This window comes from Roseateles sp. (genome assembly GCF_036486225.1).
Lineage (GTDB): Bacteria > Pseudomonadota > Gammaproteobacteria > Burkholderiales > Burkholderiaceae_C > Roseateles.
In genome coordinates this window covers 1-26,187 of the sequence record NZ_DASVNZ010000300.1, presented here as the reverse complement: position 1 = coordinate 26,187, position 26,187 = coordinate 1, and the positions used below count along the sequence as shown (strand labels likewise).

General features: G+C 68.4%; 25 protein-coding genes and 1 tRNA gene. 13 read left to right on the top strand and 13 right to left on the bottom strand.

Going from position 1 to position 26,187, the window contains the following annotated elements; genetic code table 11:
* A partial coding sequence (locus VF536_RS19845) for a tripartite tricarboxylate transporter substrate binding protein (protein ID WP_331616597.1) occupies window positions 1-583 on the top strand: 583 nt, incomplete at its 5' end.
* Between the two features lie 109 nt (window positions 584-692).
* Here VF536_RS19845 and VF536_RS19840 read toward each other — a convergent pair.
* Entirely contained in the window at window positions 693-1,799 is a 1,107-nt protein-coding gene (locus tag VF536_RS19840) for an NAD(P)/FAD-dependent oxidoreductase (RefSeq protein WP_331616596.1), read from the bottom strand.
* 50 nt (window positions 1,800-1,849) lie between these two features.
* Window positions 1,850-2,698, bottom strand: a complete 849-nt coding sequence (locus tag VF536_RS19835; RefSeq protein WP_331616595.1) for an NUDIX hydrolase — start codon at window positions 2,696-2,698, stop codon at window positions 1,850-1,852.
* A gap of 130 nt (window positions 2,699-2,828) precedes the next feature.
* Between VF536_RS19835 and VF536_RS19830 the strand changes: the two genes are divergently transcribed.
* The gene (locus VF536_RS19830) at window positions 2,829-3,257 is read left to right on the top strand and encodes a hypothetical protein (protein ID WP_331616594.1); all 429 of its coding nucleotides are present in this window, start codon (window positions 2,829-2,831) and stop codon (window positions 3,255-3,257) included.
* Window positions 3,258-3,311: 54 nt separating this feature from the next.
* On the opposite strand, the gene VF536_RS19825 is transcribed toward VF536_RS19830, so the two are convergent.
* The 5 genes from VF536_RS19825 to VF536_RS19805 form a co-directional block, all read right to left on the bottom strand.
* A tRNA-Val gene (locus tag VF536_RS19825) sits at window positions 3,312-3,386 on the bottom strand.
* 160 nt (window positions 3,387-3,546) lie between these two features.
* On the bottom strand, window positions 3,547-4,263 hold the full coding sequence (gene dnaQ, locus VF536_RS19820) for a DNA polymerase III subunit epsilon (protein WP_331616593.1): 717 nt from the start codon (window positions 4,261-4,263) through the stop codon (window positions 3,547-3,549).
* Between the two features lie 46 nt (window positions 4,264-4,309).
* Window positions 4,310-5,146, bottom strand: a complete 837-nt coding sequence (lgt, locus tag VF536_RS19815) for a prolipoprotein diacylglyceryl transferase (RefSeq protein WP_331616592.1) — start codon at window positions 5,144-5,146, stop codon at window positions 4,310-4,312.
* Between the two features lie 48 nt (window positions 5,147-5,194).
* Window positions 5,195-6,247 carry a tetratricopeptide repeat protein gene (locus VF536_RS19810; RefSeq protein WP_331616591.1) on the bottom strand — a complete coding sequence of 351 codons (1,053 nt, stop codon included), beginning with the start codon at window positions 6,245-6,247 and terminating at the stop codon, window positions 5,195-5,197.
* Between the two features lie 146 nt (window positions 6,248-6,393).
* A complete protein-coding gene (locus VF536_RS19805; RefSeq protein WP_331616590.1) occupies window positions 6,394-7,293 on the bottom strand; it encodes a LysR family transcriptional regulator in 900 nt (299 codons plus the stop codon).
* Window positions 7,294-7,396: 103 nt separating this feature from the next.
* Between VF536_RS19805 and ilvD the strand changes: the two genes are divergently transcribed.
* Window positions 7,397-9,130, top strand: a complete 1,734-nt coding sequence (ilvD, locus tag VF536_RS19800) for a dihydroxy-acid dehydratase (protein ID WP_331616589.1) — start codon at window positions 7,397-7,399, stop codon at window positions 9,128-9,130.
* Window positions 9,131-9,161: 31 nt separating this feature from the next.
* On the opposite strand, the gene VF536_RS19795 is transcribed toward ilvD, so the two are convergent.
* Window positions 9,162-9,410 (bottom strand): TIGR04438 family Trp-rich protein, encoded by a 249-nt coding sequence (locus VF536_RS19795; protein ID WP_331616588.1) that lies wholly within the window; start codon window positions 9,408-9,410, stop codon window positions 9,162-9,164.
* Between the two features lie 160 nt (window positions 9,411-9,570).
* On the opposite strand from VF536_RS19795, the gene VF536_RS19790 reads away from it, so the two are divergent.
* Complete coding sequence (locus tag VF536_RS19790; RefSeq protein ID WP_331616587.1) at window positions 9,571-9,882, top strand: c-type cytochrome; 312 nt, start codon at window positions 9,571-9,573, stop codon at window positions 9,880-9,882.
* 113 nt (window positions 9,883-9,995) lie between these two features.
* Here the strand turns inward: VF536_RS19790 and VF536_RS19785 are convergent, their stop codons facing one another.
* Both VF536_RS19785 and acs read right to left on the bottom strand, forming a co-directional pair.
* Window positions 9,996-10,523, bottom strand: coding sequence for a DNA-binding protein (locus tag VF536_RS19785; protein WP_331616586.1), 528 nt, complete (start codon window positions 10,521-10,523; stop codon window positions 9,996-9,998).
* A 335-nt stretch (window positions 10,524-10,858) separates the two neighbouring features.
* Window positions 10,859-12,829, bottom strand: a complete 1,971-nt coding sequence (gene acs, locus VF536_RS19780) for an acetate--CoA ligase (protein WP_331616585.1) — start codon at window positions 12,827-12,829, stop codon at window positions 10,859-10,861.
* A 287-nt stretch (window positions 12,830-13,116) separates the two neighbouring features.
* Between acs and VF536_RS19775 the strand changes: the two genes are divergently transcribed.
* Window positions 13,117-13,731 (top strand): TIGR00645 family protein, encoded by a 615-nt coding sequence (locus tag VF536_RS19775; protein ID WP_331616584.1) that lies wholly within the window; start codon window positions 13,117-13,119, stop codon window positions 13,729-13,731.
* Window positions 13,732-13,825: 94 nt separating this feature from the next.
* Here the strand turns inward: VF536_RS19775 and nhaA are convergent, their stop codons facing one another.
* Entirely contained in the window at window positions 13,826-14,992 is a 1,167-nt protein-coding gene (gene nhaA / locus VF536_RS19770; protein WP_331616583.1) for a Na+/H+ antiporter NhaA, read from the bottom strand.
* A 257-nt stretch (window positions 14,993-15,249) separates the two neighbouring features.
* Here nhaA and VF536_RS19765 point away from each other — a divergent pair, with 257 nt between their 5' ends.
* The gene (locus VF536_RS19765; RefSeq protein ID WP_331616598.1) at window positions 15,250-16,788 is read left to right on the top strand and encodes a fumarate hydratase; all 1,539 of its coding nucleotides are present in this window, start codon (window positions 15,250-15,252) and stop codon (window positions 16,786-16,788) included.
* A 128-nt stretch (window positions 16,789-16,916) separates the two neighbouring features.
* Window positions 16,917-18,074, top strand: coding sequence for a M23 family metallopeptidase (locus VF536_RS19760; RefSeq protein WP_331616582.1), 1,158 nt, complete (start codon window positions 16,917-16,919; stop codon window positions 18,072-18,074).
* Between the two features lie 19 nt (window positions 18,075-18,093).
* On the opposite strand, the gene VF536_RS19755 is transcribed toward VF536_RS19760, so the two are convergent.
* Both VF536_RS19755 and VF536_RS19750 read right to left on the bottom strand, forming a co-directional pair.
* Entirely contained in the window at window positions 18,094-19,461 is a 1,368-nt protein-coding gene (locus VF536_RS19755; RefSeq protein WP_331616581.1) for a mechanosensitive ion channel family protein, read from the bottom strand.
* Window positions 19,462-19,598: 137 nt separating this feature from the next.
* Entirely contained in the window at window positions 19,599-20,552 is a 954-nt protein-coding gene (locus VF536_RS19750) for a histone deacetylase family protein (RefSeq protein ID WP_331616580.1), read from the bottom strand.
* A gap of 129 nt (window positions 20,553-20,681) precedes the next feature.
* Here VF536_RS19750 and VF536_RS19745 point away from each other — a divergent pair, with 129 nt between their 5' ends.
* From VF536_RS19745 to VF536_RS19720, 6 genes are all read left to right on the top strand, one after another.
* Window positions 20,682-21,635 carry a MoxR family ATPase gene (locus tag VF536_RS19745; RefSeq protein WP_331616579.1) on the top strand — a complete coding sequence of 318 codons (954 nt, stop codon included), beginning with the start codon at window positions 20,682-20,684 and terminating at the stop codon, window positions 21,633-21,635.
* Window positions 21,632-22,654, top strand: a complete 1,023-nt coding sequence (locus VF536_RS19740) for a DUF58 domain-containing protein (protein WP_331616578.1) — start codon at window positions 21,632-21,634, stop codon at window positions 22,652-22,654. The genes VF536_RS19745 and VF536_RS19740 overlap by 4 nt, the downstream gene beginning before the upstream one ends.
* 45 nt (window positions 22,655-22,699) lie before the next feature.
* Window positions 22,700-23,083: a hypothetical protein gene (locus tag VF536_RS19735; RefSeq protein WP_331616577.1), complete on the top strand. Its 384-nt coding sequence runs from the start codon at window positions 22,700-22,702 to the stop codon at window positions 23,081-23,083.
* Window positions 23,084-23,100: 17 nt separating this feature from the next.
* A complete protein-coding gene (locus tag VF536_RS19730; RefSeq protein ID WP_331616576.1) occupies window positions 23,101-23,916 on the top strand; it encodes a CPBP family intramembrane glutamic endopeptidase in 816 nt (271 codons plus the stop codon).
* The gene (locus VF536_RS19725) at window positions 23,895-24,614 is read left to right on the top strand and encodes a nucleotidyltransferase domain-containing protein (RefSeq protein WP_331616575.1); all 720 of its coding nucleotides are present in this window, start codon (window positions 23,895-23,897) and stop codon (window positions 24,612-24,614) included. The genes VF536_RS19730 and VF536_RS19725 overlap by 22 nt, the downstream gene beginning before the upstream one ends.
* 118 nt (window positions 24,615-24,732) lie before the next feature.
* On the top strand, window positions 24,733-26,187 hold a 1,455-nt coding region (locus tag VF536_RS19720), incomplete at its 3' end, for a DUF3488 and transglutaminase-like domain-containing protein (RefSeq protein WP_331616574.1).

Genomic DNA, 26,187 nt, shown 5'->3' with positions numbered 1-26,187 from the left:
GGTCCTCGTGCTCGCGCACCCGTCGTTCAAGCCGAAGGACTTCGGCGCGATGATCGCCGCCGCGCGGCGGGCGCCAGGCCGGCTGCGCTGGGCGACGTCGGGCAACGCGACGGTCGGCCACATGGTGCTCGCGCAGGTGCGCGCCGCGGCGCGCGTCGACATCATCCACGTGCCCTACAAGGGCGGCGGCCAGCAGCTGACCGACGCGATCGGCGGGCAGTTCGAGCTGCTGTCCTCGAACGTGGCGTCGCAGCAGCTGCAGTTCGTTCGACAGGGCAAGCTCAAGGCGCTGGCGATCGGCTCGCCGGTGCGGCTGCCGGTGCTGCCCGACGTGCCGACCCTGGCCGAGCTCGGCTTCCCCGATGCGAACCTGGTCTCGACCTTCGGCCTCTTCGCGCCGCGCGGCGTGCCCGAAGACCGGCTGCGCCTGATCAACACGGTGATCAACGAGGCGCTGCGGCTGCCCGAGATCCGCTCGAAGATCCTCGACGTCAGCAACCTGCCGACCGGTGGCTCGTCAGCAGACTTCGCCGCGCGCATTGCGAAGGAGCGGGACCGCGCGCTGCGCGTGCCGACGGATTGACGCGAGGCCCGTTCCACTTGCACAGTCCCAGCGCTTGGCCGCCAGGACATGAGGCCCGGCCGGCAAGCGTCCAAACCTCACGCCCTGCCGTCCCTGCACGACCGAGGACTCATGAGAGACCGACGCGTGCGACGACTTCCTCGGCGATCGCCAGCGCGCTCGTGAGACCGGGCGACTCGATGCCCATCAGATTCACCAGACCTGGCACGCCGTGCTGCGCGGGGCCGTCGATGCGGAAGTCGGGCGCGGGCTCGTGCGACGCGTGGATCTTCGGCCGCACGCCGCTGTACGCAGGCTGCAAGGCGCCGTCCGGCAGCGCGGGCCAATAGCGGCGCACGTCGTCGTAGAACACGTCGGCGCGGGCGGGATCGACGGCGTAGTCGATGTCTTCGGGGTTCTCGACGTCCAGCCACTGCGCATCGGGTCCGAAGCGCGCCTGACCGCCGAGGTCCAGCGTGAGGTGCACGCCCAACCACGCGTCCTGCGGCATCGGATACACGAGCCGGGAGAACGGTGCCCGCCCCTGCAGCGCGAAGTAGCAGCCCTTGCTGAAGCGTGCGGCGGGTGGCGCCGGCAGGCCCTCGATCGCGGCGGCGAGCATCGGCGCATGCAACCCGGTCGCATTGACGACGAGGCGGGCGCCGAGCGTCATGTCGTCGGTGTGGACCACGTGCCCGGCGCCGTCGCGGCGCACCGCGGTCACCGCCGCGCCGAAGGCGACCGCACCGCCGTGGCGCTCGAGATCGCCCTGCAACGAGAGCATCAGCCCGTGGCTGTCGACGATGCCGGTCGACGGCGAGAGCAACGCGGCCTCGCATCGCAGCTGGGGCTCGAGCGCGAGGGCTTCCTCGCGCGTGAGCCAGCGCAGATCACCGACGCCGTTGGCGGCTGCTTTCGCCTGCAGCGCGCGCAGGCCAGGCAACTGATCCACCGACGTCGCGACGACGAGCTTGCCGCAGCGACGATGCGGCACGCCGTGGGATTCGCAGTGCGCGTAGAGCAGCTGCTTGCCGCGCACGCACAGGCGCGCCTTCAACGATCCCGCCGGGTAGTAGAGCCCGGCATGGATGACCTCGCTGTTGCGCGAACTCACGCCGGTGCCGATGGCGAGCTCGCGCTCCAGCACCAGCGTCTCCAGACCGCGCATCGCCAGCGCCCGGCCGACCGCGAGGCCGACGACGCCGGCCCCGATCACCACTGCATCGACTTGATCCATGCGGGTGATTGTGACCAGCCTCGCCCGTCCCGTGCGGGCTCCGTCGCCGATCAGGCGCGCAGGTCCGCGAGCGCGTGCGAATGCCGGAGCCCGAAGGCGCTCACCGCGGCGGCATCGTGGCTGAACTCGCCGCCGACGAGCCGTTGCGCGAGGGTCTCCAGATCGAGCGTCAGGAATTCGCTGACCTCGCCGTCGCCGTTGCGCGGCGAGAAGCCGGCGGGCAGTTGAAGGCTGAAGATGTGCAGCACTTCGTCGTGCAGGCCCTCCACTTCCATGCGCGTGCTGCGCATCGCACCACGCGCCTGCACCGCGGCGCTGATCGCCATCGGCACACCCGCCTCTTCAAGCAACTCGCGGCGCGCGCAGTCGACTAGGTCTTCATCGGCGGTCAGACCGCCGGCGGCGAGGTTGTCGAGCCTGCCCGGATCGGTCGCCTTCGACAGCGCACGCCGACCGCACACGAGCCGCGCACCCGGCAGGAAGCCGTTGATGTGCACCGCGCGGCTCATCAGCCCGAAGAAGCGGAAGGCCGCGCGCTCCAGGCGGAACAGCACCTCGCCGCGTTCGATGCAGGGATCGTCGACGGGCCGCTCGCAGGCGTAGCGTTCGCCGCGCCAGCCGGTGATCGCACCGCGCTCCTTCAGCGCGAGCGCGACCCCATCGATGCGCTGCGATCGCGCCTCGACATCGAGCGCCTCCGCATCCCAGCACAGCGCGCCATCTCGGCGCTCAAGTTCGGGCCAGAGTTCGCCTAGCAAGACCTGGCGCATCGGATGCACGTGGCCGATCGTGAGGTCCCCCAATCGCAGCGGAATGAGGCCGTCCGGCACCGGCTGCTGAACGAGTTGCAGACAGCGCGGAATGACGGCGATGAGCGAGGGCGGCAGCAGCGAAGGCATGCACCGATTCTCTCCGCGCCCCCCCCCATAAATGACTGAAATGTGCGAGAGACGGGACCCCGTGAACGCAGGATGATCCCTGCCCACCTCATCCACGAACTCGCAGTACATAACGCGAAGGAGCCGCTCAATGAAGCTCGCATTGCACAAAGCATTCCGTCAGGTCGGCGCCTCGCAGCAGGACGCCGACGACGCCGCCGAATCGATCGACAGCGCCATGGAGAAACGCATGAACGACAAGCAGTCCCACCTGGCGAAGAACTCCGACATGTATACGGTCAGGACGGAAATGGCGGAGTTGAAATCCCAGATCGCCGGCGTCCGCAGCGAGGTCGGCATGGTGCGCGCCGAACTGCGGCAGGAGATTGCCCTCGTGCGGGGTGAGATCGTCACCGTCCGAGCGGAACTGAAGCAGGACATCGCCAGCGTGCGCGGCGACATCGCCAACGTGCGAGGCGAGATGGCGCTCATGCGAAGCGAACTGGTTCGATGGATCGTCGGCGGGCACCTCGCAATGATCCCGATCATGTTCGGTCTGATGAAGTTCGCTCATCCGTGAGCCGTCACGCCACCAAAGAAAAAACCCCGCCAACTTGCGTTGACGGGGTTGATCTGGTGGGCGGTGCAGGGTTCGAACCTGCGACCCCTGCCGTGTGAAGGCAGTGCTCTACCGCTGAGCTAACCGCCCGGTCTTGTCGTCCGCCACCGCTGCCAAGCTTGTTGCTTCGCTACAGTTTTGGATGTCCGGGAAAGTCGAAGATTATGCCATGAGAATTTGACGCGATTCAAGAACTGTTTGGCGCTTGTCTCTCAGACCCGTCTCCGGGTCGGGTCGCTCCAGCGGCGATTCAGGCCGCGACCGGCACCTGCCAGATGCGCTTGCCGCCGCTGGCCTTGTCGAGATCCACCAGCGCCTTGTCGTGCAGCGCCAGTTCCTCGGCCGTGGCCGCGATCACCGGCAGGTCGAACGCGCTGAAGTCGATGGCCACGACCTCCAACTGACCACCCTCGCCCGACGACGACGCGCTGTCGTCGATGACCAGCGAGTCCTGACCCCGCGTCAGCCGGATGAAGACCTCCGCCAGCAGCTCCGCGTCCTTCACCGCGCCGTGCAGGCCGCGGTTGCTGTTGTCGACCTCCAGCCGGCGGCACAACGCATCCAGCGAGTTCGCCTTGCCCGGGAACATGTCCCGCGCCATCAGCAGCGTGTCGCGCACGCTCTCCACGCACTCATGCAGCGGCGCCTTCCCGCAGCGCTTGAGCTCGGCGTTGATGAAGCCGACGTCGAAGGCCGCGTTGTGCGCGATCAGCTCCGCGTCGCGGATGAACTCGAGGAACTCGTCGACGATCTGCGCGAACTTCGGCTTGTCCGACAGGAACTCGATGCTCAGCCCGTGGACGCGGAACGCCTCCTCGGGCATGTCGCGTTCGGGGTTCAGGTAGAAGTGCAGATGGCGGCCCGTCAATTGACGGTTGACCATCTCCACGCAGCCGATGTCGACGACGCGGTCGCCCGATTCGGGATTCAGGCCGGTGGTTTCGGTATCGAAGAAGATCTGACGCATGTCGGGTCTCGTGAAGGGGTCGCGGCGATGAACGGGCTGGACGCGCTCAGCGCGTCGCGGTGGCCGCCCGCAGACGTGCCGCGCGCCGGTAGGCCCACAGCATCATCAGGACGCCGGCGACGATCATCGGCGCGCTCAACCACTGGCCCTGGCTCAGGTGCAGGGGTTGCTTGTCGAGGGTGAGGAAGCTGTCGGGCTCGCGGAAATACTCGGCGACGAAACGCGCCACGCCGTAACCGACCAGGAACAGCCCCGACACCGCCGCCATCGGCCGCGGCTTGCGCGCGAACAGCCACAGCACGATGAACAGCAGCACGCCTTCGCCCAGGAACTGGTAGAGCTGCGACGGGTGGCGCGGCGTCAGCACGGCGTCATGCGCCTGCGGGAACACCATCGCCCACGGCAGGCCGGGATCGGCCGCGCGGCCCCACAGCTCGCCGTTGATGAAGTTGCCCAGGCGGCCGGCGGCCAGCCCGGTGGGCACGCACGGCGCGACGATGTCGCCGACCTCGAGGAAGTTGAAGCCGCGCCGCCACGCGAAGAACGCCAGCGCGACCAGCACGCCCAGCAGCCCGCCGTGGAAGGACATGCCGCCCTGCCACACGGCCAGGATCTCGCCCGGATGGCTCAGGTAGTAGGCCGGCTTGTAGAAGAAGACATAACCCAGCCGGCCGCCCAGCACCACGCCGAGCACGCCGTAGAACAGCAGGTCGTCGATGTCGCGGCGGGTCCAGCCGCGCGCCGCGTTCCAGGGCTTGCGGACCATGCGGTTGCCCAGCCACAGGAACAGCCCGAAGGCCGTCAGGTACATCAGCCCGTACCAATGGATCGGCCATCCGAAGATCGAGATGGCCACGGGGTCGAACTGGGGATGGACCAGCATGGAGAGAGCTTTACCGCGTCGAGAAGGCGCGAATCATAAAGCTGTGCGTCAGTTCCCCAGCGCGGCCAGCTGCTTGCGGCAGTCCTCGATGTCGCCGTTGCTGCCGCGGCGGTTGTCCACGCAACGCTGCAGCGCCACGCGCGCGCCGGCCTTGTCGCCCTTGCCCGCCAGCGCGCTGCCCAGGCGCCGGTCCAGGCCCAGCTGCTCGGCGCCCTGCAGGCTGCGGGCCCGCTCGAAGGCGGATACCGCCTTGTCGTACTGGCCCAGCGCGTCGTACGCGCGGCCCAGGCCGTAAGCGCCCATCGCCTGGTTGGGTTGGCTCTTGAGCAGCTCCTCGAACCACGGCACCGCCCGCTCCTTCTGCTCGCTGAAGAACAGGTTGCGGCCATAGTCGCTCCACAGCACGCGCTGCTCCAGCAGCAGCTCGGGCCGCTGCGTGCGCACCGCGCGCAGCGCCTTCTCCATCGCCGGCCAATCCTTCTTCGACGCCGCCACCCGCGCCCGCATCAAGCCCAGTTGCGCCGGGTCCTTCACGTCCTGTTCGAGCGCGCGCGCCTTGGACTCACCGCCGCCGACGAAGCTCGGCAAGGCCAGGTAGTACTGCTGCAGCGCGCTGCGCGGCTCGGGCGCGTCGGGCAGCAGCGTCATCGCGCGCTGCGCCAGTTCGCTGACCCGGCCCAGCGAGCCCAGCGCCTTCAGCTTGCTGCCGCCGCGCGCCTGCATGACCAGCGCCAGTGCCAGCGCGTAATGGCAGGCGCCTTCGTTGGGCGCGCGCTGCACGCATTGCTCCAGGCGCTGGATGTTCTGCTTCAGGACCGCGCCGTCGACCAGGTCCAGTTGCGCCAGCGCCAGCGCGGCCAGCGCCTGCGGATCGTCCGGATCGGCCTTCACGCGCTGCGTGGCGAGCTTCTCCAGATCGTCCGCGCGGCCGGCATCCAGCAAGGCTTGCAGCTCGGCGTCCTTCAGCACCGCGGCCTCGGCCGGGGTCGCGAAGGCCACGCTCATGACCATCGAGAACCCGGTGATGACGCAGATCGCACCGATCAGGCGTCGCCAGGTGCCGCGGCGGCGGTCGTCGTCGTTGTTGCGGGGTGCTGTCACAGGGAACGTCCTTTCATCGACGCATGGTCGCAGAAGTCCGCCGGGCCTGCATGCCCGCGGCATGCCGGATACGGAACTTCACCTTCGTGTTCACCATCGGCAAGCTGCAGGCCGGACCTGCCCCTTCGGGGCCGTTCCGGGCGGGGTCACGCCTTGACTTTCACCTGCCCCCGGACATGGTCGACGAAGCGGCGCACCACCGGCGAGGCGTCGCGGCGCCAGATCAGGCTGGTGTCGCAGGCCGGCACGCGGGCCGACGGCCAGGGCCGGTAGCGGACGCCCGGCCGTTGCAGCGCGCAGACCGACTGCGGCACCCAGGCCACGCCCATGCCGGCCGACACGAGATTCACGATGGTCTGCATCTGGATGGCCTCCTGCGCAATGTGCGGTGTGGCGCCGTGCGCGCGGTAGAAGCCCAGCAAGGCGTCGAAGAGCGACGGCGCGATCTCTCTCGGGAACACGACCAGCGGCTCGCGCAGCACGTCCTCCAGGGACGGGCTGCGGCGCTTCGCCAGGGCCCAGTCCTCCGCATGCGCCAGCACCAGCGGCTCGGTCGACACCGTCAGGCACTCGAAGCCGGCCGGCTCGGCACCGGGCGCGTGGATGGCGAAACCCGCGTCGAGCTCGCCCGTCTCGAAGCCGCGCAACTGGACATCGAGCGTCGCCTCGCGCAGCGCGAGCTGCACGTCCGGCAGCGCCTCGCGGAACAGCCGCAGCCAGCGCGGCATGTCGCCGTAACCGACGGTCGACACGAAGCCCAGGCTCAACCGCCCGGCCTCGCCGCTGGCCGCCGCGCGCACGCGGGCGGGCACCTGGTCCGCCTGCTCGACCAGACGCGTCGAGGCCTCGACCAGCGCCAACCCCGCCGCCGTCAGCGCGACGGTCCGCCGGCCGCGTTCCAGCAGTTGGACGCCCAGCAGCGCCTCCAGCTTCTGCACGGCCAGACTGAGCGGCGGCTGCGTCATGTGCAGCCGCTCGGCGGCGCGGCCGAAATGCAGTTCCTCGGCCAGCACCAGGAACTGGCGCAAGGGACGGAGTTCGATCATCGATACATCACATGAATCAAAACGCCGCCAACTATATATTGGACCCGCAAGAAGGCGCGACGCATACTGGCGCGATCCAAGCCCCGCTCGCCAGGACGACACCATGACCGACGCCAAGAACAACGCCTCCGGCAGCGCCGCCGCTGCCCCCCACGACGACGCGCCCAACCGCCGTTCGAAGAACATCACCGAGGGCGTCGCGCGCGCGCCCAACCGCTCGATGTACTACGGCATGGGCTACGAGGAAGGCGACTTCGGCAAGCCGATGATCGGCGTGGCCAACGGCCACTCGACGATCACGCCGTGCAACTCCGGCCTGCAGAAGCTGGCCGACGCCGCCGTCATCGGCCTGAAGGCCGCCGGCGCCAACGCGCAGCTCTTCGGCACGCCGACGATCTCCGACGGCATGGCCATGGGCACCGAGGGCATGAAGTACTCGCTGGTCTCGCGCGAGGTGATCTCCGACTGCGTCGAGACCTGCGTCGGCGGCCAGTGGCTGGACGGCGTGATGGTGATCGGCGGCTGCGACAAGAACATGCCCGGCGGCATGATGGGCATGCTGCGCGCCAACGTGCCGGCGATCTACATCTACGGCGGCACCATCAAGCCCGGCCACTACAAGGGCCAGGACCTGAACATCGTCAGCGTCTTCGAGGCGGTCGGCCAGTTCAGCGCCGGCAAGATGAGCGAAGAGGACTTCTGCCAGATCGAGAAGCGCGCCATTCCCGGCAGCGGCTCCTGCGGCGGCATGTACACCGCCAACACGATGAGCTCGGCCTTCGAGGCGCTGGGCATGTCGCTGCCCTACTCGTCGAGCATGTCCAACGTCGAGGACGAGGTCGTCGAGAACACCAAGCGCGCCGCGGACTATCTGGTCGCCGCCGTGAAGGCCGACCTGAAGCCGCGCGACATCGTGACCAAGAAAGCCATCGAGAACGCCGTCGCGGTGATCATGGCCACCGGCGGCTCGACCAACGCGGTGCTGCACTTCCTGGCGATCGCGCACGCGGCCGAGGTGGACTGGACCATCGACGATTTCGAGCGCATGCGCACGAAGATCCCGGTGTTGTGCGACCTCAAGCCCAGCGGCCGTTTCCTGGCCGTGGACCTGCACAAGGCCGGCGGCATCCCCGCCGTCATGAAGCAGCTGCTCAAGGCCGGCCTGCTGCACGGCGACTGCATCACCATCACCGGCAGGACCGTCGCCGAGAACCTGGCCGACGTGCCGGACCTGTCGCCTGACCAGGAGGTCATCCGCGCCGTGGCCGATCCGATCTACGCGCAGGGCCACCTGGCCATCCTGAAGGGCAACCTGTCGCCCGAAGGCTGCGTGGCCAAGATCACCGGCCTGAAGAACCCGGTCATCACCGGACCGGCGCGCGTCTTCGACGACGAGCAGTCGGCGCTCGCCGCCATCATGGCCAAGCAGATCAAGGCCGGCGACGTGATGGTGCTGCGCTACCTGGGTCCCAAGGGCGGTCCGGGCATGCCGGAGATGCTGGCGCCCACCGGCGCGCTGATCGGCCAGGGCCTGGGCGAAAGCGTCGGCCTGATCACCGACGGCCGCTTCTCGGGCGGCACCTGGGGCATGGTCGTCGGCCACGTCGCGCCGGAGGCCTACGCGGGCGGCACGATCGCGCTGGTGCGCGAGGGCGACTCCATCACCATCGACGCACTGCAGCTGCTGCTGCAGCTCAACGTCGACGACGCGGAACTGGCGCGCCGCAAGGCCGCCTGGACGCAGCCCGCGCCGCGCTACACGCGCGGCGTGCTGGCGAAGTTCGCGAAGAACGCGTCGAGCGCCAGCTCGGGCGCGGTGCTCGACAAGTTCGAGTGAAGGGGGCGCGCCTGAAGCGCGGGAAGCGCGCTCAGCGCTTCTTGCGCGTCTTGTCGCCCTGGCCGATGGCCTCGAGCTGGCGCTGTCGACGCGTTTCCTTCTTCTCGTCCATCTTGTCCATCTCGCGCTTCTTGGTGTAGCCCGTCTGGTCGGCGATTTCCCACCACACGACGGCCACCGGGAAGGGCGACAGCACCCACCACCAGCTCAGCGTTTCAAACGGGCCGACACTGGCCAGCTTGAGAAGAATCAACAAGACACCGATCACCATCAACCACATCGTCGTTCTCCTCGTGCGCACCCGCTCGGCGCATCCCCCAACACTACAATCGCGCGAGCCCGGAATCCCCCAGCCACCCGTCGACCTGCGTCGCGACTCGTCATGTCGCGGCGGCGATTGTGGCGCCATTCGGGGGCCCGGCGACACCTGAAAGGATGCCATGAGAAACGCCCTGTTCATCGCCGCGGCCCTCGCCGCCACCTTGGCCGCGCCCAGCGCCTTCGCCAGCCCCGAGCTGGCGCAGAAGAAGAACTGCATGGCCTGCCACGCCGTCGACAAGAAGCTGGTCGGCCCCGCCTACAAGGACGTCGCGGCCAAGTACGCCGGCGACAAGGACGCGGTGAAGAAGCTGGCCGAGAAGATCGTCAAGGGCGGCTCCGGCGTCTGGGGTCCGGTGCCGATGCCGGCCAACACGCAGGTCAACCCGGCGGAGGCGGAACAGCTCGCCAAGTGGATCCTGACGACGAAGTGACCTTGGGCAGGGCGCGCGGCGATGCCGCCCGTGCCCCGACCGTGGTCAGTCCGTGTTCCGCATGATTGGCGCGCATCCCGCGCGCTCCAGGCCCTTCGGGGCCTGTTCCTTTTTCAGGCCACGAGCTTGAACAGCTCCTCGCGCCGCCGCTCGTCCAGGTGACGGCTCTCGCGGGCGAGGTTGACGGCCTTGGCGACCGTCGCGAGCTCGAGCACCGACTCGTCGATCTTGTAGCCGCCGCGCCCCTGCATCCAGCGCAGCACGTCCCACAGGTGCCAGACCGAGGACGAGTTGCCCTCGTGGATCGGCGACGGGAAGCTCATCGGATGCGTCAGCATCAGCTTGCGCATGTTCTGGCGGGACACGCCCACCAGCGTGGCCACGTCGGTCAGGCCGACCATGTCCGGCCCCGCCTCGATCATCCGCGCGCCGGGGACGGCCTTGCGGACCTCGCGCAGCGCGCCCAGCAGGGCCTGATCGGCCCGCTCGGCGGCCCGGGTGAAGCTCAGCATCAGCCTGCCGCGCAAGCCCAAGGCGACCCGCGCGTCCTTGCAGCCGACCGACGCCAGCCGCTGCTTCAACGGTTCTTCCTCGCAGTCCTGGGGCGGCATCTGGTACTTGAGCGTGAACGAATATTCCACAAACGACTCCTTCTGTGAGGGGGGCGTCTGGCGCGCCGTGTCGCCCGAGCGCCGCCAAGATCGCGGGGACCGCTCCTGGAGGAACGGAGCCGGCATTTTTCGTCCGGGCGCGCCCGGGTTCCACAACCCGTGGGAGTGTGCATCCGGCCTGCGCTGCCATGAGAAGGTCAGCCCTTCCCGCACTTCCTGCCGTCCAGGCGGTTGTCAGCTTGCGCCAGCGCAAGAAAAAGCCCCGCGAAAGCGGGGCCGGGCGTGTTTTCAGAGGAGAAACGGTCGAGGAACCGACGACGGGATGGGTGCCACGCGCATCCCGCGCGTGGCCTCGGCCAGCGTCCTCAGTAGGCCTGTCCGAGCTGCTCCAGGATCGCGGGGTTCTCGAGCGTGGACGTGTCCTGCGTGACCGTCTCGCCCTTCGCGACCGAGCGCAGCAGGCGCCGCATGATCTTGCCGCTGCGGGTCTTGGGCAGGTTGTCGCCGAAGCGGATGTCCTTGGGCTTGGCGATCGGGCCGATCTCCTTGGCCACCCAGTCCCGCAGCTGCTTGGCGATGGCCTTGGCCTCGTCGCCGCTCGGGCGCGGACGCTTGAGCACGACGAAGGCGCAGATCGCCTCGCCGGTGGTGTCGTCCGGCCGGCCCACGACCGCCGCCTCCGCGACCAGCTCGGTGCAGCTGACCAGCGCGGACTCGATCTCCATCGTGCCCATGCGGTGACCCGACACGTTCAGCACGTCGTCGATGCGGCCGGTGATGGTGAAGTAGCCCGTCTCGGCGTCGCGGATGGCGCCGTCGCCGGCCAGGTAGTAGCCCTTGAGCTCCGGCGGGTAGTAGCTCTTCTTGAAGCGCTCCGGATCGCCGTAGATGGTGCGGATCATCGACGGCCAGGGCTTCTTGACGACCAGAATGCCGCCCTGCCCGTTGGGCACGTCGTTGCCGGTCTCGTCGACGATGGCCGCGGTGATGCCGGGGAACGGCAGCGTGCAGGAGCCCGGCACCAGCGGCGTGGCGCCCGGCAGCGGGGTGATCATGTGGCCGCCGGTCTCCGTCTGCCAGAAGGTATCGACGATAGGGCAGCGGCCGCCGCCGACGTGCTGGTGGTACCACTCCCACGCGGCCGGGTTGATCGGCTCGCCGACCGAGCCCAGGATGCGCAGCGAACTCAGGTCGGAGCGCTTGGGGTGCACGGCCTCGTTCGCTTCGGCGGCCTTGATCAGCGAGCGGATCGCCGTCGGCGCCGTGTAGAAGATGGTGACCTTGTGCTTCTCGATCATCTGCCAGAAGCGGCCGGCGTCCGGGAAGGTCGGGATGCCTTCGAAGACGACCTCGGTGCCGCCCAGCGCGAGCGGGCCGTAGGTGATGTAGGTGTGGCCGGTCACCCAGCCGATGTCGGCGGTGCACCAGAAGATGTCGGAGTCCTTCAGGTCGAAGGTCCACTTCGTGGTCAGCGCGGCATGCAGCAGGTAGCCGCCGGTGCTGTGCTGCACGCCCTTGGGCTTGCCGGTCGAGCCCGAGGTGTAGAGCAGGAACAGCGGGTGTTCGGCCTCGACCCATTCCGGCTCGCAGCTCGAGGCCAGCCCGGCGACCGCGTCGTGCAGCCATTCGTCGCGGCCGGCGACCCAGGCGATGTTGCCGCCGGTGCGCTTGTAGACGATGACGTGCTGGATGGTGGGACAGCTGTTGTCGGCCAGCGCCTCGTCGACGATGGACTTCAGCGGCAGCGACTTGCCGCCGCGGGCCTGCTCGTCGGCGGTCAGGACCATGACGGCGCCGGCGTCCTGGACACGGTCTCTCAGCGATTGCGCCGAGAAGCCGCCGAACACCACCGAGTGCGTCGCGCCGATGCGCGCGCAGGCCTGCATGGCGACCACGCCTTCGACCGACATCGGCATGTAGATGACGACGCGGTCGCCCTTCTTCACGCCGCGCGCCTTCAGCGCGTTGGCCAGCTGCGCGGTCCTGGCGAGCAGATCGGCATAGGTGACGCGGGTCACGGTGCCGTCGTCGGCTTCGAAGATGATCGCGACGCGGTCGCCGCGGCCGGCTTCGACGTGGCGGTCCAGGCAGTTGTAGGAGACATTGAGCTTGCCGTCCTCGAACCACTTGAAGAACGGCGCGTCGGAATCGTTGAGCACCTTGGTGAAGGGCTGCTTCCAGCTCAGCAGCTCGCGCGCCTGGCGGGCCCAGAAGCCCTCGTAGTCGGTGTCCGCCTCCTTGCACAGCGCCTCATAGGCGGCCAGGCCGGACACATGGGCGCCCTGGACGGCGGATGCGGGGGGGTTGTAGATCTTGTCGCTGATCTTGTCACTCATGGCCTATGTCTCCGTACAGGCAGGGATCTTCGAACTCGGGTTCAGACTCGGCCGAACTCTCCGCTTTCACACTGACGATGTGCTTACTCTTGTAGAAGAGCTGTCGTGCACCCCGCTCGTCCGGAGGCGCCGGCGCCCCTCGGCGCTCAATCGCCTGCGCCTGCTCGGCATTCGCTTCGAGGGGCGCCGGCGCCTCCGAACTCGGAACGGTTCGTCGGGGCGATGCTCTCACTAAAATCGACCGGTTTGGCGGTTCCCGCCAGTTACGACTTGAAGGACTTACCCCGATGACCGACAGCCCGAAGCCCACGGCCGACACCGCACGCAAGCGCATGCATCCGCTCGCGCATCTGATGTTCGGCAGCCGCTGGCTGCAGTTGCCGCTGTACATCGGCCTCATCCTGGCGCAGGCGGTCTACGTCTTCCAGTTCTGGACCGAACTCGTGCACCTCGTCGAGGCCGCCTTCGGCAACCAGGAGGCGCTGAAACTGCTGGTCAGCAGCGTCGGCTACGAGCCCGGGGTCACGGTCACCAAGCTCAACGAGACCATCATCATGCTGGCCGTGCTGGCGCTGATCGACGTGGTCATGATCTCCAACCTGCTGATCATGGTGATCATCGGCGGCTACGAGACCTTCGTATCGCGGCTGCATCTGGAGGGTCACCCGGACCAGCCCGAGTGGCTGGACCACGTGAACGCCTCGGTGCTGAAGGTCAAGCTGGCGACGGCCATCATCGGCATCTCGTCGATCCACCTGCTCAAGACCTTCATCAACGTCGAGAACCTCCAGGAGAAGACGCTGATCTGGCAGACCGCCATCCATCTGGCCTTCCTGCTGTCGGCGCTGGCGATCGCGTACACGGACAAGCTGCTGTCGCACGGTCCGAGCGAGAAGCACTGAGTCTCGGAGCGGGCCGGGGCACGGCCCGACGCCAGCACCGGTGCAAGCGACAAAGCGGCCCGCGGGCCGCTTTGTCGTTGCTGGATCCGCGGGCTCAGCCGCGCTGGCGCAGCAGGATCAGCGTCCCGGCGATGCCCGACAGGAGGGACCCGCCGAGCACGCCGAGTTTCACGCGGGTTTCCCAGTCCGGCCCGTGGCCCTCGAACGCGAGGCCGCCGATGAACAGGCTCATCGTGAAGCCGATGCCGCACAGCACGCAGACGCCGAAGAACTGGACCCAGTCGGCGCCGCCGGGTTTCTGCGCCAGGCCGAAGCGGATCATCAGCCACGAGCTGCCGAACACGCCGATCGCCTTGCCCAGCAGCAGGCCCAGCGCGATGCCCAGCGAGACGGGATGGAGCAGGTCGCCGGCGTTGAGGCCGAGCAGCGACACGCCGGCGTTGGCGAAGGCGAACATCGGCAGGATCAGGAAGGCGACCCAGGGATGCAGCGCGTGCTCGAGGTCCTCGGCCGGCGAGTGACCGTGGCCGTCGTCGTCGGACGGGATGAAGAGTGCGGTGGCGACGCCCGCGAGCGTCGCATGCACGCCCGACTTCAGCACGCAGGTCCACAGCACGAGGCCCACCACGATGTAGACGTCGACGCGTTTGACCTTGGCGCGGTTCAGCGCGAACAGCACGGCAAGGCAGGCCCCGGCGGCGGCGAGCATCGTCAGCGAGAGCTGGCTCGTGTAGAAGAGCGCGATGACGACGATGGCGCCGAGGTCGTCGATGATCGCGACAGCGGTGAGGAAGACCTTCAGCGAGGCCGGCACGCGGGAGCCCAGCAGCATCACGATGCCGATGGCGAAGGCGATGTCGGTCGCCGCGGGGATGGCCCAGCCGTGCAGCGCGACGGGGTCGCCGAGGTTGAGCCCCGCATAGATCAGCGCCGGCGCGGCCATGCCGCCGAACGCCGCGACGATGGGCAGCACGGCCTGCGAGCGGTCCGACAACTCGCCGCCGACGAACTCGCGCTTGATCTCCAGGCCGACGAGGAAGAAGAAGACGGCCATCCAGAGGTCGTTGACCCAGACCAGCAGCGGCTTGGCCAGCACCAGCCAGTCGCCGCCGATGCGGACCTCGCCCTCGATGCGGGTGAAGGCGGCGTAGAACTCCCGCCAGGGGGAGTTGGACAGGATCAGCGCGGCGACCGCGGCGATGGCGAGCACGATGCCGCCGGCCGATTCGCTGGCGAAGAAGCGTTTGAGTCCTGGGGTCAAGAAGGCGTCCTCCGAAAGAGCGGCCCCGCCCGGTCGGCGGGCCCGGCAGTACAGCAGAGCGGGCGTGTCGCGTCCATGGCTCATCAGGGCAGGACACGCCGTGAAGACCCGATCATCGCCGGTGCGCGCGCCGTATCCCGCGCTTTCGCACAAGCGTGCGCAGGGCGCCTTCCCGGCGCCGGTGGCGTCGGGGGTTTCACCGGGTAACGGGATAAAAAGGATAATCGCGGTCTCCCGTGACCAGCCTGTCCACGACCATGACCACCATCCGCCACGCCGACCTCGTCGAAAGCGTCGCCGCCGCGCTGCAGTACATCAGCTACTACCACCCGGCCGACTACATCCAGCATCTGGCGCGCGCCTATGAGCGCGAGCAGAGCGTGGCCGCCAAGGACGCGATCGCCCAGATCCTGACCAACTCGAAGATGTGCGCCGAAGGCCGCCGTCCGATCTGCCAGGACACCGGCATCGTCAACGTGTTCCTGAAGATCGGCATGGACGTGCGCTGGGGCGACTTCCCCGGCTCCATCCAGGACGCCGTCAACGAAGGCGTTCGTCAGGCCTACAACCACCCGGACAACAAGCTGCGCGGCTCGGTGCTCAGCGATCCGATCTTCGAGCGCAAGAACACCAAGGACAACACGCCCGCGGTGATCTTCATGGACGTCGTGCCCGGCAACACCGTCGACGTCATCGTCGCGGCCAAGGGCGGCGGCTCGGAGAACAAGAGCAAGGTCTACATGCTCAACCCGAGCGACAACATCGTCGACTGGGTGCTCAAGACCGTGCCGACCATGGGCGCGGGCTGGTGCCCGCCGGGCATGCTGGGCATCGGCGTCGGCGGCACGGCCGAGAAGGCCGCGCTGCTGGCCAAGGAAGCCCTGATGGACGACATCGACATGTACGAGCTGCTCGAGCGCGGTCCGAAGGACAAGCTCGAGGAACTGCGCATCGAGCTGTACGAGAAGGTCAACGCGCTGGGCATCGGCGCGCAGGGCCTGGGCGGCCTGACCACCGTGCTGGACGTCAAGATCAAGACCTACCCGACGCACGCGGCCTCCAAGCCGATCGCGATGATCCCGAACTGCGCCGCCACCCGCCACGCGCACTTCGTGCTCGACGGCTCGGGTCCGAGCTACCTCACGCCGCCCAGCCTGGACCTGTGGCCCGACGTGAAGTGGGCGCCGGACTACAACAAGAGCAAGCGCGTCGACCTGAACACGCTGACCAAGGACGAAGTCGCCAGCTGGAAGCCGGGCGACACGCTGCTGCTCAACGGCAAGATGCTCACGGGCCGCGACGCCGCGCACAAGCGCATCCAGGACATGCTGGCCAAGGGCGAACCGCTGCCGGTGGACTTCACCAACCGCGTCATCTACTACGTCGGCCCGGTCGATCCGGTGCGCGATGAAGTCGTGGGACCTGCGGGCCCGACGACCGCGACGCGGATGGACAAGTTCACCGACATGATGCTGGAGAAGACCGGCCTGATCGCGATGATCGGCAAGGCCGAACGCGGCCCGGTCGCGATCGAGTCGATCAAGAACCACAAGTCGGCCTACCTGATGGCGGTGGGCGGCTCGGCGTATCTGGTGTCCAAGGCGATCAAGCACGCGAAGGTCATCGGCTTCGAGGACCTGGGCATGGAAGCGATCTACGAGTTCGACGTGGTCGACATGCCGGTGACGGTGGCGGTCGACGCCGGCGGCACCAGCGCCCACATCACCGGCCCGGCCGAGTGGCAGCAGCGCATCGCCGCGGGCAAGCCGGTCAAGATCCCGGTGGCGGCGGGCTGAACGCCCTGCCCCGCGCGATCGCGAGCGTCGCGATCACGAACGACAAGACCACCCTCTGGTGGTCTTTTTCATTGGCGATGCCTTCCGGCACTCCGCATCGCGGCCGCTTCCCGCGTATCACTGCGGACATGAGCGATCACATCGACGGCCTGGCGCGCCTTCCACGCCGGACCTTCACGGGCGCCGCACTGGCGATGCTCGCCGCGACGATGGCATCCGCGAAAGCAACGGCGACAGCGATGGACGCGGCGCCCGCAGCGCCACGTAACCGTCCGCGCCTGATCGCGCCGGGCGGTCCCGTGCGCGTGGAGGGCTTGGACGAGCTCGTCGGCGAGATCCATCTCGCCTGCCCCGTCGGCGCGGCTTCACCGACGGCCTTGCGACTGGTCGACGTCGAACGCGGCGACACCTTCGCGCTGTTCGATGAAGCGGCCTTGAAACGGCGCCTCGCGCGCGTCGATGACGACCGGATCCTCATCCATGTGGAGCTGCGCTCCCGCCCGGGGCGGCCTCTGCCGATCCGGCTGAGGCCCGTCGTCGCGTGGGACGCGGACCGCGAGACCGAGACCGAGACCGAGGGCGAGATGCACGTCGTCTCCGCGCAGGGCGCAACGGTCTTCGGTCCGCCGCTTCGCGATGGCCTCTGGGTCGCGATCCACGATCCCGCGTGGGAACGCGGCCACCGCCGCGTGGGCTTCCAACAGCCGGATCGCTGGACGATTCCCGGCCGGCATGCCATCGACTTCGTCCAGGTGGACGCGGACGGCCGCATCGCGCGAGGCGATGCCGATCGTCCCGGCAACCACTTCGGCTATGGCGCGCCGGTGCTGGCCGTCGCGGACGGCATCGTGAGCGCCGCACGCAACGACATGGCCGAGGCGACCTCGATCACCGGCAACCGCCGGCATCCGTTGATCGACGCGCCGGGCAACCACGTCATCCTCTCGCTGGCAGGCCGTGGTCACGTCCTCTATGAGCACCTGCGCCCGGGCAGCCTGACGGTCCGTCCCGGCGACCGCGTGCGCCAAGGCCAGGTGCTGGGCGAACTGGGATTCACCGGCGACTCCACCGGCCCTCACCTGCATCTGCACCTCTGCGACGAAGGCGCGCCGAACTCGGGCGAGGGCCTGCCGTTCGTGTTCGATCGCTTCGAGCGGCTGGGCGGCTACGACGACCTCGCGACGCTCGGCCGCGCGCGGTGGCAGGCCGCTCCGGAGGGGATCGCCACGGTCCGCCTGCGCGAGAAACCAGCCTCCCATCGGGTCATCCGCTTCACCGCGGCGTAGCCCTCCCCGACGAAAGCAGTCACTTCTCCGTGGGAGCGACAGGCCCGACCGGACCTTCGGCGACCGGGGCTTCGACGACAGTCCGCACCACCCGCTGCGGGAACGGAATGTCGATCTCCAGGCGGTTCAGCAGGCGCAGGATCGCCAGGTTCACTTCCGAGCGCACCCCGCCCTGCCCGTTGTGCGGATCCGAGATCCAGAACCCGATCGTCAGCTCCAGTCCGTCGGCGGCGAAGTTGCTCAGCGACACCGACGGCGACGGCTCGGACAGCACGCGCGGGACGCGCTTCACTTCCTCGATCAGCTGCGGGAAGAGCGCGTCCACGTCGGTGCCGTAGGCCACCTGCACCACCGTCGACACGTTCACCTGCGGGTCGGCGAGCGAGAGGTTCTCCACCCGCGTCGTGATCAGCGATTCGTTGGGCACGATCGCCTCGCGGCCGTTGAGCGCGCGGATCACCGTGTAGCGCGTCTTGATGTCGCTGATACGTCCTTCGAAGTTGTCGACCTTCACCATGTCGCCGATGCGCAGCGAACGCTCGGCCAGGATCATGAAGCCGGAGACGTAGTTCGCCGCGATCTTCTGCAGCCCGAAGCCCAGGCCCACGCCGACCGCGCCGCCCAGCCACGACAGCGCGCTCAGGTTCAGCCCCAGCAGGTTGAGCCCCACCATCGCACCGATCAGCAGCAGCGCCGTGCGCGTCAGGTTGACCGCGATCTTGCGCATCGACAGGTCCAGCACCGACTTGCCGCGCAGCAGCCGCGATTCCATGATCGACGACAGCCACAGCACCACCAGCATCATGGCGCCGATCTGCAGCACGATGATCAGCAGGTCGTAGGCGCTCGTCGCCTGGCCGCTCGGCCCCTTCGGCAGGAACTTCGGCTTGTAGTCGTCGAGCTCGTCGATGAGGATGGGCAGCACGCCGACGATCCACAGGATCGAGCCCAGCCACGCCACCCAGGACACGCTGCGCTCCAGCAGCTTGATGCCGAGGGAGTCGGGCATCGTCGCCCGCAGCACGCGCGCCACCAGCCGGATCACCACCAGCGACAGCAGCACCGGGATGACGACCCGGAACAGCGCGACCGGTTCGCCCAGCAGCGGCATCACCCGCCGCGCGCCCAGCGCCAGCAGCAGCGCGATGACCGGGAACAGGACGCCGTCGAACACGCGGTGGCCCAGCAGCACCGAGTGGTGCCCCGGCGCCGTCGTCACATGCCTGCTGATGCGGAAGACGATCAGCCAGGACAAGGCCAGGCAGGCGAGCACCAGACCGACCTCGATCAGCGCCTGCGGGCGCGCCAGCATGATGAGCAGCGACTCCAGTTCGCGCAGGCTCAGGGTGTGGTTCAGGGGAGTGGTGGTGCCCAAGATGACGCTCAAGGAGGAAAACAATTCGGGAGCCGGCGCGGGCCGGGTCGTTCAGTCGGGGGACCGACTGTGTGCGCCCCGGCGTGCCGGCGGTTGCGGGCGCGATTGTCGCGCCGCGCCGGACGTCGGCGCTGAATCCGACCGTCCGCTCAGATGCCAGCCAGCGTCCGCAGGTGCACGCCGACGCTGCGCGCCAGCGCGCCGAGGTCGTAGCCGCCTTCCAGGCAGGACACGATGCGGCCCTTCGCATGGCGGCGGGCCACGTCCATGATGCGCAGCGTGATCCATTCGTAGTCGGCCTCGACCAGGCCGAGCTGCGCCAGCTCGTCGTCGCGGTGCGCGTCGAAGCCGGCCGAGACGAAGATCATCTGCGGCTTGAAGCGCTCCAGCGCCGGCATCCACAGCGACTCGATCATCTCGCGCACCTCGGCGCCGCGTGTGTACGGCGGCACCGGCACGTTGAGCATGTTCGCGCCCTTGGGCTCGGTGCCGGAGTACGGGTACAGCGGGTCCTGGAAGATGCTGACCATCAGCACGCGGTCGTCGCCGGCCAGGATGTCCTCGGTGCCGTTGCCGTGGTGGACGTCGAAGTCGATGACCGCCACGCGGTCCAGCCCGCGCACGTCCAGCGCGTGCCGCGCCGCGACGGCCACGTTGTTGAAGAAGCAGAAGCCCATCGTCTGGTCGCGGGTCGCGTGATGCCCCGGCGGGCGGACCGCGCAGAAGGCGTTCTCCGCACGACCGTCGACGACCAGGTCGGTCGCCTGCACCGCCGCGCCCGCCGCGCGCAGCGCCGCGGACCAGGTGAACGCGTTGGCGCAGGTGTCGGGGTCCAGCGCCTTCATCGGGTTGGGCACGCCCGCCTTCGCCTGCTGCTCGAGCGCCTCGAGCTCCGCCTTCAATTCGGCGACGTAACGGGCGGAGTGCGCGCGCTCCAGCGACTTGAGCTCGGCGCGCGGCGCCTCATGGCGATCGAGCGCGACGTCGACGCCGTGCGCGATCAGCCAGTCCTCGATCGCGCCCAGGCGCTGCGGGCATTCCGGGTGACCGGCGCCCATGTCGTGACGATGACAGTCGGGGTGGCTGATGAAGGCGGTGCTCATGGGCGGCTCATGGTCGGCTCTTGCTTGGCTGTCGCTCGGCGCTCACACGGTCGGGGCACGGTCGGGGGCACGTTCAGGGCATGCACGGCGCTTCGGCGGAGCGAACCGATTCTGCGATATCGTGCGCCGATGAGTTCCGACGCTCCGACCCTCGCCTCCCAGCCGCTGACCGACCTTCGCCGGCAGATTAGCACGATCATCAAAGGCAAACAGGCGCAGACGGAGGACTGTCTGGCCTGCCTGCTGGCCGGCGGCCACCTGCTGATCGAGGACCTGCCCGGCGTCGGCAAGACGACGCTGGCGCACGTGCTGTCGATCTCGCTGGGGCTGCGCTTCTCGCGGGTGCAGTTCACCACCGACCTGATGCCGTCCGACCTGCTGGGGGTCAACATCTACCAGCCGGGCGCGCAAGCGGCCGGGGGCAACCCCTTCCAGTTCCACCCGGGCCCGGTGTTCAGCCAGGTCCTGCTGGCCGACGAGATCAACCGCGCCGGTCCGAAAACGCAGAGCGCGCTGCTGGAGGCGATGGAGGAATACCAGGTCAGCGTCGACGGCACGACGCATCCGCTGCCGCTGCCCTTCTTCGTCATCGCGACGCAGAACCCCAGCGAGCAGCTGGGCACGCATCCGCTGCCGGAGTCGCAGCTGGACCGTTTCCTGATGTGCATCAGCCTGGGGTATCCGGACCGGCAGGCCGAGCGTGAGCTGCTGATGGGCGGCGACAGCCGCGAGCTGCTGCGCGCGCTCAAGCCGGTGATGACGCCGGACCAGTTGCGCGAGCTGCAGCGCGCGGTCCTGGCCGTGCATGTCTCGCCGGCGCTGCTGGACTACCTGCAGGCGCTGCTGGAGGCCACGCGCTCCGGCGAATGGTTCCAGGAAGGCCTGAGCCCGCGCGCCGGCCTGGCGCTGCTGCGGGCGGCGCGTGCGAAGGCGCTGCTGAGCGGGCGCGACTACGTCTCGCCGGACGACGTGCAGGCCATCCTGCCGCAGACCATCGCGCACCGGCTGCGGCCGCGCGGCGGCAGCGCCCGGGGCGCGCGCGAACAGGTGCGCGCGATGATGGCCGCGGTGCCGCTGCCGTGAAGCTGCCCTCGCTGAAGCTGCCGGCGATCCGCTTTCCGTGGCAGCGGCGCTGGGACAAGTGGTGGCAGGGCCGCCACCCGGCCAGCGACACGACCGCGCTGACGCAGCGCAACCTGTACATCATCCCGAGCCGCCCGGGTGCCGCCTTCGTCGCGACGCTGCTGGTGCTGCTGCTGGCGGCGATCAACGACCAGCTGAGCCTGGGCTATCTGCTGACCTTCGTGCTGGCGGGCGCCGGCATGGCGTCGATGAACGCGACCCACGCCAACCTGCGCGGCCTGAAGCTGGACCTGAAGACGCCGTCCGCCACGCATGCCGGCCAGCCGCTCGCGCTGGACATCCGGCTGCACAACACCGGCTCGGCGCGTTTCGGTATCGGGCTGCGGCTGCCCGAGGCCAAGGCGGCGGACACGGCCTACGCGGACGTTCCGGCGCAGGGCCACGCGCAACTGCACCTGCAGGTGAGCTTCGCGACCCGCGGCCGGCATGCGCTGCCGCGGCTGCGCATCGAATCGCACTTCCCCTTCGGCCTGTTCGTGACCTGGAGCTACTGGCGTCCGGCGGCGCAGGCCTGGGTCTATCCGACGCCGGAGCTCGACGCGCCGCCCGCCGCCTCGGTCGAGGAAGGTCTGCCGCAAGGCCAGGGCCAGCCCGGCCTGGGCGACGACCCGGGACTGCGGCCGTACCGGCACGGCGATTCGCCGCGTCAGATCCTCTGGAAGAAGTCCGCACTCGCGCTGGCGCAGCCGCAGTCGCCGTCGGGCAGCAGCGGCGGCGGCGCGGCGCTGCTCGTGCGCGAGCGCCTGGGCAGCCGCGCCAGCGAGCAATGGTTGGACCTCGCCGCGACGCGTGGTCTGCCGTTTGAGCAGCGCGTGTCGCGCCTGACCGCCTGGGTGCAACGGGCCGAGGAAGAAGGCCTGCCCTATGGACTGAAGCTGCATGAGCTCGCTATTCCGCCGGACCTGGGGCCGGATCACTTCCGGGTGTGCATGGAAGCGTTGGCGCTGATCCAGGAATAGTTCGAGGTCGTTGCGCTGGGAAGCGCGGTCGATGCCGGCGACCACATGAATCAGTGGGTCGGCTGGCTCAATCTGCTGGCACTCGTCGCAAAGTCGACCTCCATCAGCCATAGATGGCAAGACCTGGCACCGCAAAACTGTGCATCAGCCTTGTTGCGCGCTCTTCATCAGAACGATGTCGACGCAAACAGGTCTGGTGTTCGGGCGCCACCCTTCACGCGCCCCTTCCTGGAAATTCAGATGCGTGAACTTGAACTTCATGAACTCGAACTGGTGTCGGGCGGCGATGCCGCGGCCACTCGCGTAGAGGGGACCAACTCCTGGGGAGAAATCATCAACCAGAGATACTTTGACGGGGCCCAATGCAAGGCGGCCGGAACGTGGAGCTTCGCCTGCTTTGACTACGCCATGAAGTACGGGGGCTGGTAATCGCTGAAGCCCGCGCCATGCTGATCAAACAGAAATTGTCCGCGCTGGCGCGGGCTCTTCTTGGCCTCTACCTCGTTGGCAACGTCACCTACAGGTCGAGTCAGTGGTTCTGGGAAGTGGTCATTGGATTCAATCCGATTCATGTGCCTCTGGCCGCATCGATCCTGAAGTCGATCCTGGACCTGCTGATCATGAGCGTCCTCTTCGGTGACGCATTCTTCAGCGTGCTTCAGGGGCGTCGAAGCCGATCGCACGCCGTGTCTCTCGGCGCGTCGATCGCGATCGGCATTGTCGCGGCGATGCTGCTCGGAGCGGCCTGCGGCCAGATCACCTGGAGCGCATTTCACATCAGAGGGCTCCAATGGATCTATCTGTTGGGCTTCTCCTGCTATGCAGCAGTGGCCGAAGAACTCATCTGCCGGTTCCTTGTGCTCGATCGCTTGGGAGAGGTCGTGGGCAGGGCGGCGGCCTTCCTGCTGCAGGTCCTGGTCTTCGTCTATCTCCACATGTTCGGTCCGCGCCTCGACGCGCAGACGGCGAGCCACTTGGCCTTCGGCGCCATCCTCATCGGAGCCTTCTACCTCTGGAGCGGGTCGTTGCTCGGCGCCATGGCGCTACACCTGACCTACGACCTCCTTGTCATTCCCCTCTTCGGCGGCACGCTTGACGGGCTTGCCATCTATCCAATCGTCTCCGGCGACAACTTCTCCAACTCTTACAGCCATCGTGCTGCCGCGACGTTCATGCTCGCTGTGTCGTCCTGGTTGTTGTTGCAGGTTTGGAGACGCCAACGCACCCAGATCCGACCTTCATGCTTACCCAAGACATCCTGACCTTCGCCAACACACACTACCCCGGCTTCGAATTCCTGCTCCACTTCGGCTCCACGGCACATGGCACGGCCCGAGAGCACTCTGACATCGACCTGTTGCTGGTGTTCCCCGAAGCCATTCATCCGTTTCGCGAAACGAGGCGTTGGCAGGGACGACTCTTCGATAGCTGGCTCTATGACATTGAGACGCTTAACGGCCTCATCCATTGCGGCCGCATGGGTCGCAACCACGTGATGCTCGATATCGTGCTGACGTCCCGCGTGCTTCCAGCGCCCACGCCGCGCTCCGATCTGTTGAAGACAGCCGCGAACCGGATCCGCAGCGCAGGACCGCTTCTCGCTGACAGGCACGAATTCCGTCATGTGCTGACCGGCCTCATGGACGACTTGAAGCAATGCGACGACCCGGTCGAGGGGACCGCTGTCGCCCTCGATCTCCACAACGTGATCCAGCAGACCCTGCTCTGTCTGCTCGGCGCCGGCGGTTTCAGGAAGTCCCACGCAATCGCGCGGCTACGCGACCATGACCCGGCGTACTTCGCCGAACTGACCGCCGCCATCAAGGCGGCCGTCGGCGGGAAGAACGATCCGTTGCTGTCCACGGCAGGACGGCTCCTCAACCAACTGGGCGGACCATTGCGCGAAGGGCATCGTGCCGCGTTGGAGGGGACGATCCGAATGCCACTTCCCGTCATCTGAACGCGTGCGGCGTTTTCTCCCGACCTCTCTCGTCGCCGTTTCTCCGTGCGGCTCGGGGACCCGCCCGAGGTGTGCTACGTTGCGTCCTTCCGAGCATTCCCTCAGCATCGTCGACGCGATGAGCGCCTCCCTTCCCCCGACCGCCGCAGCCGGCGGCTCGATCAAGCACCGCAGCCCCCTGCCGCGCGAAGCGCGGGACACGCTGTTCCTGCTCGCGATCATCGCGGCCACGCTGGTGCCGCATGCCGGCCACCTGCCGTGGTGGTGCAGCCTGCTCACCGCGCTGATGCTCGGCTGGCGCGCGCGCCTGGCCTGGCGCAGCGAGGCCCTGCCCGGCCGCTGGAGCCTGCTGGCCGTGCTCGCGATCGTCATCGGGCTGACCTTCGCCACGCACAAGACCATCCTCGGCCGCGAGGCCGGCATCACGATGATCGCGATGCTGATGGCGCTCAAGACGCTCGAGCTGCGCGCCCGGCGCGACGCCTTCGTCGTCTTCTTCCTCGGCTTCTTCCTGGTGCTGACGCAGTTCCTCTATTCGCAGTCGCCGCTGATCGCCGTCTGGATGATCGGCTGCGTCTGGGCCCTGCTGTCGGCGCTGGTGCTGGCGCAGATGCCGCAGGGCGTGCCCAGCCTCAAGCTCGCCGCCCGCATCGCCGCCCGCAACACGCTGATCGGCCTGCCGGTGATGGTCGCGCTGTTCCTCCTCTTCCCGCGCTTCCCGCCGCTGTGGGGGCTGCCCAAGGACTCCGGTGCGCGCACCGGGCTGTCGGACTCGATGACCTTCGGCGCGTTCGCGGACGTCGCCACCGACGACACCATCGCGATGCGCCTACGCTTCGACGGCGCGCCGCCGCAGCAGCCGCTGCTGTATTTCCGCGCCCAGGTGCTGACGCGTTTCGACGGCAAGACCTGGACCGCGCCGCGCGTGACCTGGTCGCCCGGCGAGGATGCCCCCGCGCTCGACGGCCCCGTGTTCCGCTACGAGGTCACGATGGACCCGCTGCGTGTCACCGCGATCCCGCTGCTGGAGTTCAGCCCCGGCGCCACCGGCGCGCGCCTGTCGGTCGGGCGCCTGACCGCGGTCCGCGCGCCGCAGGGCCAGTGGCAGGTCGCGCTGCCGGTCGCCGAGGTGCTGCGCTTCCGGCATGAAGCCTGGCCGCGCGCGACGCCGAGCACCCGGCTCGGACGCGCGGACCGCAATGAATCCCTCAGCCTGCCGCCGGGCCTCAACCCGCGCGCCCGCGCCTACGGCGCGACCTTGCGCGAACGCTTCGCCGCGCTGGACGAGAACGCGCTCGCCCAGGCGGTCAGCCGCGAACTGATGACGCAGATCCGCCGCGAGGGCTTCGGCTACACGCTGGCGCCGGGCATCTACGGCGAGACCACGCCCGACGCGATCGACGAGTTCTGGTTCGACCGCAAGCTCGGTTTCTGCGAGCACTTCGCGTCCGCCTACGTCGTGATGATGCGGGCCGCGGGCGTGCCGGCCCGCGTGGTCACGGGCTTCCAGGGCGCCGACCCGAACCTGCAGGACGGCGACCTGGTGGTCCGCATGAGCCAGGCCCACGCCTGG